This window comes from Brevundimonas abyssalis TAR-001 (genome assembly GCF_000466985.1).
Classification (GTDB): Bacteria; Pseudomonadota; Alphaproteobacteria; order Caulobacterales; family Caulobacteraceae; genus Brevundimonas; species Brevundimonas abyssalis.
The window spans coordinates 17,965-28,055 of sequence record NZ_BATC01000035.1 but is presented as its reverse complement, the minus strand read 5'-3'; the positions used below and the strand labels follow the sequence as shown (position 1 = coordinate 28,055).

The window sequence follows — 10,091 nt, the reverse complement described above, 5'->3', positions numbered from 1 at the left end:
CCGCGAAGCGGTGGAGGGGCCGGTCGCTGAAAGCGACCGGGGCGCGCGCAGGGTGAGGGTCGGCTCCCACAACCCCGTCATCCCCGGGCTTGTCCCGGGGATCCACTGCGGCCTCAGGCGCGAGCTTGAGAAGGAGCTGAACGGCCGGCTCGACCGGCGCGTTCCGGAACCGCATCCGCCGTGGACCCCCGGGACAAGCCCGGGGGTGACGGATCATTGAATCTTCGGATCAATCCAGCTCGATTAAGGGTCTCAACCCTTCTCCCCCAACCGCGCCTCGATCCGCAACAGCGCATCCCGGATCTCCCCCAGCACCGCCCGCTCCCCATCAGCCCCGTCCGCCGCCGGCCCAGCCACAGCCGCCGGCGCCGCAAAGCCCCGCTCTTCCAGCCGGTCCCGCTGCTCCAGGATCTGGTCGCGCACCCGCCGCGCGTCCATCAGCCCGATCAGGTCCGCCTCGGACTGGCCCGTGGCCGCGCTGCGCTGCCCCGCCGTCTCGATGCGCAGGCTCAGCAGCCCCAGGCGCCCAGCAGCGGCCCCTCGCGGATGGAGATGTCCTGGATCTTGTCCAGGGGAATGGTCAGCTCCTGCTTGAAGAACACCCCCTTGCCCACCACCACGCTGCGCTCGGTCAGCCGGCACGACAGCGAGGCGTGATACCGCGAGGCCCACCAGCCCCCCAGGATCACCCAGAACGGCAACAGCAGAATCCCCGCCACCGTCGCGATCAGGATCAACGCCCCGCTGATCCAGAAATACACCTTCAGCTTCGGACTGAACCGCGCCTCGACGATGGAATTGGCTTGAGCAGACATGGATCACCCCCGGTTGGTTCAGAGGCGCCATACAGCGGCGGGGCGGGGGGAGCAATGTGGGGGGGGCGACGAGAGAGGGTGAGCGGCGGTTTGGCGTGTTGGGTCCCAAGAGCGGCCAGCGGATCGTTTACGTGGTCACCGCCGCAATCAAAATGGAAATCCAACGCGCCACAGTTGCGATCTATGGTTCAAAATTGATCGATAGTAAGTTCTGATGGTGGCCACTTGATTTGCCCGGAGACGACTATGATCAGCCATCGACTTTCTCCGGATGCGGAGGGCCTACCCGCCTACGGCGTAAGTCTGCGTTGTCCTTTTTGTCGCCATGTCGGCGTATTCCCAGGTTTCAGTAAGGTCAATGATGTAAAATGGCTAACCTCTGAGTACCAGAGTGGCGTTCCTGGAGGCGGAAAAATTGGCGTAGATTGGTCTGCTGGGGTACGGCGGTGCCCAAACACGGACTGCTCAAGTTTAGTTTTTGTCATTATAAAAAGGAAGACACTCTACGCGAGCTTTCCTTCCGAGACTATCGATTTTGACTCCTCCGAGCTGCCCGAGAGTATATTACGGTCTCTGGAAGAAGCGATTAAATGCCATTCAAATGGAGCCTATCGAGCTTCAACATTGATGGTTCGCAGGCTTCTCGAAGAACTCTGCGCGGACCGCGGTGCAAAGGGAAGCGACCTTAAAAAACGGCTGCTCGCATTGTCACAAACAATCGTCCTTCCTCAGGAACTCCTAGAAGCCGCAGACGAACTAAGGCTTTTGGGAAACGATGCGGCGCACATAGAAGCCAGAATTTATGATGACATCGGCCAAAGCGAAGCTGAACTAGCAATCGAGCTGGCCAAAGAACTTCTTAAGGCAGTCTATCAATATGCATCTCTTGTCAGCAGACTTCGTGCTTTAAAACGCCCATAAATAGAAACTAACATATCCACTACTCGTAATTACCAGCCTACCTAATCAGAATAAATATATACACGGAAATGATAACGGCGATTAATATCATAATAGCGGAAGAACCTCTCCGCCCCTTCACACTCGCTACCTGCGCAATTTGCTTTATGGGCCAAAGATGACTTGGCGACGGGATGATGCCAGTTACCGCGAGTGTAAAGTAAACCATTCCGATCCACATGGCGCCTATATAAGCAATGTTGGACTTAAGGATCCCAATAGATAAGCCAACTATAGAATCCTGCGGCGCACTTCCGTATAAAATATTCGCAGCAGCAAATAGACCGACGGTTACAGCTGGGACAACTGCTGCTGCTACGTTGTGTTGAATTCTCAGACGTCGCTTGGCTTCGAGAGTGACGTTCAGAGAATTTCTTATGTCTATGCCATCATATTCGGGGATAAAAGAGTGTCCTGATCGGCCCCTGAACTTAGATGCAATATTTCTCTCAAACGCGTCGGCATACGCCAGTATTCCTAGAGCATTTTCTTGAGCTTTAGCATGCTTCACGGACCTTAGAAGAAGGACACGCTTGTATAATTCGTATAACGTTTCCCTAACCCACCGGCCTCGAGAAAGACCATGCCGATCTTCCCAGACGGATGTAATGTTGTCCGTATTCTTACTGTGGTGATAGTGATTGTGGCTGACATCTCGAATAAAATAGAAGCACTGCGCAGAGAGAGCCCGAAGTCCATTTATCCTTCGAATTCTTTTTCCGTCTGATATCAATACAATTTGGCTTCTGAAGCGTTGGGTGATCCTAAAATTAACGCGACCACACCGGAGCATTCTAAATGCTACGGCAAACCTGCTACCTTCGATGAGCGCCTGCTGATACGAGCGGAGAACAGGTTTACCGCCAAAGCGAAGCTCTTCACGAGTGGGAATCGAGGGGATCGGCTGATCCAAGTGCGCCATGGTAGCCCAACCAGTCAGGACGCCCATATCATCGTCTGAATCTCGGGTGGTGTAGGCCGTCAAGGTAAATCGGAAAGAGTGATCGAGATCCGAGACTAACCCATCCATGCGAGCAAACAGCAGGTTGTCTGAGAGATTCCTCTCCCTCTGGCACACAATAAGCCGTGAAAATCCAGCGCTCGAACGGCGGGCGCTCAGGAGATTTTTATCGCGGTCATCTGTCCCGTTGGCTTTGCCGATCATACTGAACGACATATGGCCCAGGATGTTGGGCACCCAACCCGTGTAGCGCATGGCCCCCCCGGCTACTTCAGCGCGTCAACCGATCATACTGCTCATCTGACATCTTACGGTTGAGAATCCAAATGGTTTTCCCACGACGCCGAACGCTTACGACTCCATCGCTTGTGGGCTCGTCGGGGCGAGACTCCGGATGTTCATTCACCCGCCCCAACAAGATATCCACAGATCGGGGGAACGTAGCTTTGATCTGCGCAAATGTGGCGTCATCGCCCTTTAGAAGGCGGAATCCGGTCCACCAAGCTGCTATCGCCACGGGAATCAAAAGGAGACCTAGCGATTTCTGGAGTAGGTCCACGATGTCCATAAGTTGTGGTGTCCTTGGATTGAACCCCTAGATGTTGAATCAACTAAGGGCAGATCGCAAGGGGGTATTTCGCTAGGGAAAAAGACGAATCAAGTCAACAGACTGAATCGCACGCCATCTTCTTCGCAATGAATCTTGCGAGTTGATCGATGATTCGATTTGTCTGCGTCGCACGCTTGTTCTTGAGTTCTTTTCCACAGGCTGTGACTAGCTTTTCAAAATGCGGCTACGCCTGCGCTCGGTGCGCTGACTCCGATAGCGCCGCAAAGATTTGCGGGCGCTCAAAAAAACTAACTGTTTGATCCCCCCGGAGTCTGAAACCCATCCCCCCGTCAGGTCCCGTCCCCTTGCCCCGGCGGCGCGCGGGTGGAACATCGGGTCAGGGCGGCGGCGAGGGGGCCATGCGGGACGATACGACCATCGACCATGGCCAGGAGCCGCCCACGGACGCCGACCTGCGGCCGGCCTTCGTCCATTCGGGGTGCACGCGCGGCCGCTGGATCCGCGCATCGCCCGGGTGCAGGCCCTGTTCCATGAGGACCGGACCAGCGCGCGCATGGCGGCGGCCCAGTTCGATCTGGATCTGGACCCGGCCTGGGCCCTCCATCTCCAGCGCAAGCGCCTGCCCGGCCGTCAACACGGCGGCGTCCGCACGATTTCATCCCCCTGCCTCCCACGCCCCTATAATGCCCCGGCGAGCATCAGCCGTGGAGGGCGATTTCAGACAATTCAGACAATTCAGACGGTGTTTTTTTTCGGCCCCCGGAGTCCGAAATCCAGCCCTCCGCCCCGGGCGGGTCAGGCCGGTTTGATACTCTTGATACGATTCAGACCCTGTTTTTCCGGAGGCCGGAGTCCGAAATCCAGCCCTTGTGCGGGGCCGGTTTCAGACTGATTTCGGACAATTCGCACCCTGTTTTTCTGAGTCCGGAGTCCGAAATCCGGACACGGTCTCAGTCGCGCGCCCTGGGCCTGGGGGCGCGGATCGCGGTCTCCTCGGCCGGGAACCAGTGGGCGGTGCGGTTGGCGAACCAGACCAGCGACAGCATCACCGGCACCTCGACCAGCACCCCCACCACGGTGACCAGCGCCGCGATGGAGTTGAGGCCGAACAGGCCGATGGCCACGGCGACGGCGAGCTCGAAGAAGTTCGAGGTGCCGATCATGGCGCAGGGGGCGGCGATCTTGTGGGGCACGCGCCAGGCCCTGGCCGCCCAGTAGGCCGCGGCGAAGATGCCGTAGGACTGGATCAGCAGCGGGATCGCGATCATCACGATGACGAGGGGCCGCGACAGGATCACCTCGCCCTGGAAGCCGAACAGCAGCACCACGGTCGCCAGCAAACCCAGGATGGACAAGGGTTTGATCCGGGCTGTGAAGGCGCTCACCGCGGCCTCCGCCTGCGCGGGACCGGCGGCGTGGCGGGTCATCAGCATCCGCGTGACGACGCCCGCCGCCAGCGGGATCACCACATACAGGCCCACCGACAGCAGCAGCGTCTCCCACGGCACGATGATGTCGGTGACGCCCAGCAGCAGGGCGACGATCGGGGCATAGGCGAAGACCATGATGGCGTCGTTCAGCGACACCTGGGCCAGGGTGTAGTTCGGATCGCCCCGGGTCATCTGGGACCAGACGAAGACCATGGCCGTGCAGGGCGCCGCGCCCAGCAGGATCAGGCCGGCGATGTACTGCCCCGCCGTGCCCGGCTCGATGAAGGGAGCGAAGACCCACTCGAAGAACAGCACGCCGAGGGCGGCCATGGTGAAGGGCTTGATCAGCCAGTTCACCACCAGGGTGATGATCATCCCCTTGGGCCGTTGGTGCACCCGCGCGAGGCTGGTGAAATCCACCGCCGTCATCATCGGATAGACCATGAACCAGATCAGGACCGCGACGACGAAATTGACCGAGCCGTATTGCAGTCCTGCGAGATATCCGACGAACGCCGGCGCGACCTGGCCGAGCACCAGACCGACGAGGATCGCCAGCGCGACCCAGATCGAAAGATAGCGTTCGAACACCGGCATGGGCGGGGTCTTCCTCAGGCTCAGGCAAGGCGGGCGCGTTCGGCGCGAGGAAAAGCAGCCCCGCCCTTGAGGTGCAAGTTAATTCCATTATGTTGGAATTATGGAATCCGAGCCCGCCATGCTCGCGCTCGCGGCGCTGGCCCAGACCACCCGTCTGGAGACCTTCCGCCTGTTGGTGCGCCATGAGCCTGAAGGCCTGGCTGCAGGCGATATCGCCGCTCAACTGGCCGTGCCCGCCAACACCCTGTCCGCCCATCTCGGGGTGCTGTCCCGGGCGGGGCTGATCACCGCCGAGCGGCGCAGCCGCTCGATCATCTATCGCGCCGATCTCGACCGGCTTCGCGGCCTCGTCCTGTTCCTGCTGAACGATTGCTGCCAGGGCCGTGCGGACCTTTGCGAGCCCCTGATCGCCCAACTCTCACCCTGCCGCGCCTGAGGCCCCATGGACGTCATCATCTACCACAATCCCGCCTGCGGGACGTCGCGCAACACCCTGGCCCTGATCCGGCACGTCGGGATCGAACCGCATGTGATCGACTATCTGAAGACTCCGCCCAGCCGCGCCCTGGTCAAGGATCTGGTGGCTCGCATGGGCGTGCCGCTGCGCGAGGTTCTTCGCGAAAAGGGAACGCCCTTCGCCGAACTGGGACTGGGCGATCCGGCGCTCGACGACGACCAGCTTCTGGATGCGGTCGAGGCGCACCCCGTCCTCCTCAATCGTCCGATCGTCATCACATCGAAGGGCGTGCGCCTGTGCCGTCCATCGGAGGCCGTGCTGGACCTGCTCCCGGAGGACGGGCTCAAGCCGTTCGTCAAGGAAGACGGCGAAGTGGTGATCGACCCCGAAGGCCGCAGGGTTCGCTGATGATCGATGACCCCATCGGCGGCCGCCTCCGCGATCTGCCGGACCCGGATCACCTGCCGGCGCTCGACCCGGCCTTCCTCCGCCGCGCCCCGGCCACAGGGCTGGGCCCGGCCGATCCGCCGCCTCGCATCCTGCTGCTCTACGGGTCGCTCCGGGAACGGTCGTATTCGCGCCTCTGTGTCGAGGAGGCGGCGCGGCTGCTGCGGCTCATGGGCTGCGAGACCCGCATCTTCGACCCGCGCGACCTGCCCCTGACCGATCAGCATGTCGCCGACGACCACCCCGCCGTCCATGAACTGCGCGAGCACGCCATGTGGAGCGAGGGCATGGTCTGGTGCAGCCCGGAGCGGCACGGCCAGGTCTCCGGCATCATGAAGCTGCAGATCGACCACCTCCCGCTCAGCATGGGCGGCCGTCGCCCCACCCAGGGGCGGACCCTGGCGGTGATGCAGGTTTCGGGCGGCTCGCAGAGCTTCAATGCCGTCAACACCCTGCGCCTGCTCGGGCGCTGGATGCGGATGGTCACCATCCCCAACCAGTCCAGCGTCGCCAAGGCCTTCACCGAGTTCGACGACGACGGCCGCATGAAGCCGTCCAGCTATTACGACCGGATCGTCGATGTGATGGAGGAGCTGGTGCGCTTCACCGTCCTGTTGCGTCCCCACGCCGCCCAACTGGTCGACCGCTATTCCGAGCGCAAGGCCGCCGGCGTCCCGTTGGACGCCGCGACGGATCTTTCCGCCATCGCCATCAAGCCCGCGTCCGGGCCCGCCTGACGCCAGAAGATCTTGCCCTGAAGCCCGGCGATGAAAGCGTCGGGGTTCCTCATCCCCAACACGGCGCCGGCCGCCTGAAAGGACAATCCATGCTGGAATACCGGGTCTCCGCCCGCCGCATCGACAGCCACGGATCGGAAGCCATGACCAGGGAGGCGCGGATCGTTCTGGACACCGACATGGCCGGCCGGCCGGACGCCTTCAATCCGGCCGAGATGCTGCTGGCCAGCCTCGCCGCCTGCATCCTGAAGGGCGCCGAACGGGTGCTCCCGATGTTGGAATTCGACCTGCGCGGCATCGCGGTCAGCCTGCACGGCGTACGGCAGGACAGCCCGCCGAAGATGATCCGCATCGACTACGACATCGTCGTGGACACGGACGAAACCGACGCCCGGATCGACCTTCTGCATCGCAACCTTCAGAAATTCGGCACGATCTACAACACCCTGCGGGCGCGACCGACCTGACCGGCACGATCCGGCGAAAGGACTGACCCGAGCAGACCTTGCGAGGTCGGCCACGAGCCCTTGCCGTTTTCCACAAATTTAATCCCCCTCCTCCCACGGCCTTATAATGGCGCGGCGGGCATCGGGCCGTGGGCGGCGATTTCAGACGATTCAGACCCTGTTTTTTTCCGGACGCCGGAGTCTGAATTCTGACCCTCCGCCCGGGCCGGGGCGACAACCGGTCAGGGGATTTCAGACTATTCAGACAATTCAGACCCTGTTTTTTGGCGCCGGAGTCTGAAATCCGCCCTCAGGCCGCGCACTCGGCGGGGACGTCACCGTCCTCGGCCCACAGGGCGCAGGCGCGGTCGATCTCGCCCTGGATCAGGGCGCAGGGGTTGGCCGGGTTGCAGGGCGGGCGGGTGGCCGGGCTGACCTGCCGGCACTGGTCCGCCAGGGCCTGGGCCGCCGCCTGTCCGCGCTCCTCGGCGCAGCTGCCCACCTCGGTCCCGGGCAGCAGCCCGGGCGTGGGCGGCGAGGCCGTCGGCGTCGGCTCGGGAGCGGTCGCCTCTGCCGCCGAGGTCTCGGCGGCCGGGGCCGCGGGCTCCTCAGCCTGCTGACAGGCGGTCAGCAGGGCCAGGGCGGCGAAGGGAGCGATCAGGCGGCGGAAGGGGCGAGACATGGGGGCGGGCTCCTCAGTCCAGGGCGCAGATGTCGGGCAGGCCGCGCAGGCGTCCGCCCGCGTCCAGCCCATAGCCCACAAGGTAGCGGCTGGGCGCCTCCCACCCCACGAAGTCGGGGGTCAGGGCGCGGGGCTCGGGCCAGGGCTTGCGGGCGAAGACGCAGGTCAGCACCTCGGCGGCGCCCGCCTCGCGGGTGATGCGCACAGCCTCGGCCAGGGACAGGCCCGTGTCGAAGACGTCGTCCAGGATCAGCACCCGCGCGCCGTCCATGGGGCGCTGGCACGGGGCGCGCACCTCCACCTGGCCCTTGCTGGCCTTGCCGTCGCCGTAGGACGCCAGCCACAGGGCGTCGAAGCGCACGTGGCGGCCCAGCCGGGCCAGGGCGCGGGTCAGGTCGGCGGCGAACCACAGCCCGCCGGTCAGCAGGCACACGGCGATGGTCTCGTCGTCGATGAGCGGGGCGATGCGCGCGGCCAGGTCCGCCACATGGGCGGCCACCTGGTCTTCGGGCAGCAGGACGGCGGGCGTTGCGGGGTCAGCCATGCGAGGCGGATAGCGCCTCGTCACGGGGGCTGTCGAGAGGTTCGGCCTCGATGGCCTCATCGGTCGTCTCCAGCCCGATGGCCCCGCGCAGCACCGGCTCGGGCCGGAACTGCACAGAGGCGTTGGGCGGCGGAACCGCGACCGGTTCCGGGTCGGGTGTCGGCTGGCGCCGGGCGCTCAGGTCGAAGGCCACGCCGATGTCGGCCACCCGGGCCTGGGGGTCCGGGGCCAGGGTGGCGAAGCCCAGCAACGCGCCGGGTGCGATGGCCGGACCGGGCACGGTCAGCATCTGATGGCCGATCTCGCGGCCCTCGGCGTCCAGCAGGGCGATGCGCACCACTGGCGGGGTCACCGCATGCTTGCGCACGTTCCGCAGGGCGCCGGAGACCAGCACCTGGCCGTGATCATTGGGGGCGGGCCGGGCGCGCACCGAGGCGAACTCCAGCCCCACCGGGTTCACCGGGGCGCCCACGGCGGCGTAGGCGGCGGCGCTGCGGGGATACATCTCGACCACCTGCACGCGGAACAGCCAGGCCGCGCCCAGCAGGCCCACGAACAGACACGCCAGTCCGGCCCAGACACCGCCCACGGCGGCGGCCCGGCGCATGCGCCGCTGCTGCTCGGCCCGCGCCCGGAACGCCTTCGGCAGCTCCGGCACAGGCGCTTCGGCCAGGGATTCGGGGGTCAGATCATCGCGCTTGCCGAACGCCGCGGACTCCGGCTCCCCGGCCTTGGCGGTCAGCTCCAGCGGCTCATCATGGGGGGTCGCGCGCCAGGTGTGGGCGCAAGACTGACAGCGCACGCGCCGCCCGGTCGGGCCCAGACGATCGTCCGGCACGAAATAGCTGGTGGCGCACTCGGGACAGGTCAGTATCATGGCCGCGAATGCGAGGCGCGCCGCCCCCTCCCACAGGACCGCTCGCGCGATCCGAAATCCGTCAGTAACTTCATGCCGTTCAAGACCCGCCGCGCCACGACCAGCGCCCCGTCCGCATTTACCGAGACCGCCCGGCTTCAGGGCGTGGATTTCGGCTATGCCAAAGGCCCCCGCGTGCTTCGGGACGTGGACCTCTTATTGCCCCGCGGCTCTTTCCACTTCCTTACCGGCCCGTCGGGGGCGGGGAAGTCCTCGCTGCTGCGCTTGCTGCACCTGACGGCGGCGCCCGGCAAGGGGCGGCTGAGCCTGTTCGGGGAGGAAACCCAGGGCCTGCGCAACCGCGATGTCACCGCCTTTCGCCGCCGCATCGGGGTGGTGTTCCAGGACTTCCGCCTGATGGCCCACCTCAGCGTCTTCGATAACGCGGCCCTGCCCCTGCGGCTGGCGGGGCGACGACCCGAGGACTACGGCCCCGACGTGGAGGAGATGCTGCGCTGGGTCGGGCTGGGCGGGCGCATGGACGACCTGCCGGAGACCTGTCGGGCGGCGAGAAACAGCGTCTGGCCA

General features: G+C 64.0%; 14 protein-coding genes and 1 pseudogene. 7 read left to right on the top strand and 8 right to left on the bottom strand.

Annotated features, from left to right (window positions below; all coding sequences use genetic code 11):
- A partial coding sequence (locus MBEBAB_RS16925; RefSeq protein WP_206771052.1) for a hypothetical protein occupies window positions 1–220 on the top strand: 220 nt, incomplete at its 5' end.
- A gap of 32 nt (window positions 221–252) precedes the next feature.
- On the opposite strand, the gene MBEBAB_RS16515 is transcribed toward MBEBAB_RS16925, so the two are convergent.
- Both MBEBAB_RS16515 and MBEBAB_RS15155 read right to left on the bottom strand, forming a co-directional pair.
- On the bottom strand, window positions 253–423 hold the full coding sequence (locus tag MBEBAB_RS16515; protein ID WP_158332135.1) for a hypothetical protein: 171 nt from the start codon (window positions 421–423) through the stop codon (window positions 253–255).
- Window positions 424–509: 86 nt separating this feature from the next.
- Window positions 510–815: a PH domain-containing protein gene (locus MBEBAB_RS15155; protein WP_021697795.1), complete on the bottom strand. Its 306-nt coding sequence runs from the start codon at window positions 813–815 to the stop codon at window positions 510–512.
- A gap of 246 nt (window positions 816–1,061) precedes the next feature.
- Here MBEBAB_RS15155 and MBEBAB_RS15675 point away from each other — a divergent pair, with 246 nt between their 5' ends.
- Window positions 1,062–1,736 (top strand): DUF4145 domain-containing protein, encoded by a 675-nt coding sequence (locus tag MBEBAB_RS15675; protein WP_081703481.1) that lies wholly within the window; start codon window positions 1,062–1,064, stop codon window positions 1,734–1,736.
- A gap of 37 nt (window positions 1,737–1,773) precedes the next feature.
- Here MBEBAB_RS15675 and MBEBAB_RS16210 read toward each other — a convergent pair whose 3' ends face one another.
- From MBEBAB_RS16210 to arsB, 3 genes are all read right to left on the bottom strand, one after another.
- Window positions 1,774–2,940, bottom strand: coding sequence for a hypothetical protein (locus tag MBEBAB_RS16210; RefSeq protein WP_148291499.1), 1,167 nt, complete (start codon window positions 2,938–2,940; stop codon window positions 1,774–1,776).
- A gap of 743 nt (window positions 2,941–3,683) precedes the next feature.
- Complete coding sequence (locus MBEBAB_RS09685) at window positions 3,684–3,944, bottom strand: hypothetical protein (RefSeq protein ID WP_045319150.1); 261 nt, start codon at window positions 3,942–3,944, stop codon at window positions 3,684–3,686.
- Window positions 3,945–4,257: 313 nt separating this feature from the next.
- Window positions 4,258–5,334, bottom strand: coding sequence for an ACR3 family arsenite efflux transporter (arsB, locus tag MBEBAB_RS09680; protein ID WP_021697793.1), 1,077 nt, complete (start codon window positions 5,332–5,334; stop codon window positions 4,258–4,260).
- A gap of 100 nt (window positions 5,335–5,434) precedes the next feature.
- Here arsB and MBEBAB_RS09675 point away from each other — a divergent pair, with 100 nt between their 5' ends.
- The 4 genes from MBEBAB_RS09675 (at window position 5,435) to MBEBAB_RS09660 (ending at window position 7,442) form a co-directional block, all read left to right on the top strand.
- Window positions 5,435–5,770 (top strand): ArsR/SmtB family transcription factor, encoded by a 336-nt coding sequence (locus tag MBEBAB_RS09675; RefSeq protein WP_021697792.1) that lies wholly within the window; start codon window positions 5,435–5,437, stop codon window positions 5,768–5,770.
- A gap of 6 nt (window positions 5,771–5,776) precedes the next feature.
- A complete protein-coding gene (gene arsC / locus MBEBAB_RS09670) occupies window positions 5,777–6,199 on the top strand; it encodes an arsenate reductase (glutaredoxin) (RefSeq protein WP_021697791.1) in 423 nt (140 codons plus the stop codon).
- Window positions 6,199–6,975: an arsenical resistance protein ArsH gene (arsH, locus tag MBEBAB_RS09665; protein ID WP_021697790.1), complete on the top strand. Its 777-nt coding sequence runs from the start codon at window positions 6,199–6,201 to the stop codon at window positions 6,973–6,975. Before arsC ends, arsH begins: the two co-directional genes overlap by 1 nt.
- A gap of 89 nt (window positions 6,976–7,064) precedes the next feature.
- On the top strand, window positions 7,065–7,442 hold the full coding sequence (locus MBEBAB_RS09660; protein ID WP_021697789.1) for an OsmC family protein: 378 nt from the start codon (window positions 7,065–7,067) through the stop codon (window positions 7,440–7,442).
- 289 nt (window positions 7,443–7,731) lie between these two features.
- Here the strand turns inward: MBEBAB_RS09660 and MBEBAB_RS09655 are convergent, their stop codons facing one another.
- From MBEBAB_RS09655 to MBEBAB_RS09645, 3 genes are read right to left on the bottom strand one after another with little or no spacing between them, the layout of a single operon-like run.
- A complete protein-coding gene (locus MBEBAB_RS09655) occupies window positions 7,732–8,103 on the bottom strand; it encodes a hypothetical protein (RefSeq protein ID WP_021697788.1) in 372 nt (123 codons plus the stop codon).
- Between the two features lie 13 nt (window positions 8,104–8,116).
- On the bottom strand, window positions 8,117–8,647 hold the full coding sequence (locus MBEBAB_RS09650; RefSeq protein WP_021697787.1) for a phosphoribosyltransferase: 531 nt from the start codon (window positions 8,645–8,647) through the stop codon (window positions 8,117–8,119).
- Window positions 8,640–9,524, bottom strand: coding sequence for an MJ0042-type zinc finger domain-containing protein (locus tag MBEBAB_RS09645; protein ID WP_021697786.1), 885 nt, complete (start codon window positions 9,522–9,524; stop codon window positions 8,640–8,642). Before MBEBAB_RS09645 ends, MBEBAB_RS09650 begins: the two co-directional genes overlap by 8 nt.
- On the opposite strand from MBEBAB_RS09645, the pseudogene MBEBAB_RS18400 reads away from it, so the two are divergent.
- Window positions 9,405–10,084 (top strand): annotated as a pseudogene (locus MBEBAB_RS18400) (cell division ATP-binding protein FtsE); the annotation flags it as partial. The gene MBEBAB_RS09645 and the pseudogene MBEBAB_RS18400 sit on opposite strands and share 120 nt — an antisense overlap.
- Window positions 10,085–10,091 lie beyond the last annotated feature (7 nt).

Excerpts from the sequence above, each read along its gene's own strand:
- MBEBAB_RS15155 (WP_021697795.1), bottom strand. The coding sequence starts at position 815 with ATGTCTGCTCAAGCCAATTCCATCGTCGAGGCGCGGTTCAGTCCGAAG.
- MBEBAB_RS15675 (WP_081703481.1), top strand. The coding sequence starts at position 1,062 with ATGATCAGCCATCGACTTTCTCCGGATGCGGAGGGCCTACCCGCCTAC.
- MBEBAB_RS16210 (WP_148291499.1), bottom strand. The coding sequence starts at position 2,940 with ATGATCGGCAAAGCCAACGGGACAGATGACCGCGATAAAAATCTCCTG.
- arsB (WP_021697793.1), bottom strand. The coding sequence starts at position 5,334 with ATGCCGGTGTTCGAACGCTATCTTTCGATCTGGGTCGCGCTGGCGATC.
- MBEBAB_RS09675 (WP_021697792.1), top strand. The coding sequence starts at position 5,435 with ATGGAATCCGAGCCCGCCATGCTCGCGCTCGCGGCGCTGGCCCAGACC.
- arsC (WP_021697791.1), top strand. The coding sequence starts at position 5,777 with ATGGACGTCATCATCTACCACAATCCCGCCTGCGGGACGTCGCGCAAC.
- arsH (WP_021697790.1), top strand. The coding sequence starts at position 6,199 with ATGATCGATGACCCCATCGGCGGCCGCCTCCGCGATCTGCCGGACCCG.
- MBEBAB_RS09660 (WP_021697789.1), top strand. The coding sequence starts at position 7,065 with ATGCTGGAATACCGGGTCTCCGCCCGCCGCATCGACAGCCACGGATCG.
- MBEBAB_RS09655 (WP_021697788.1), bottom strand. The coding sequence starts at position 8,103 with ATGTCTCGCCCCTTCCGCCGCCTGATCGCTCCCTTCGCCGCCCTGGCC.
- MBEBAB_RS09650 (WP_021697787.1), bottom strand. The coding sequence starts at position 8,647 with ATGGCTGACCCCGCAACGCCCGCCGTCCTGCTGCCCGAAGACCAGGTG.
- MBEBAB_RS09645 (WP_021697786.1), bottom strand. The coding sequence starts at position 9,524 with ATGATACTGACCTGTCCCGAGTGCGCCACCAGCTATTTCGTGCCGGAC.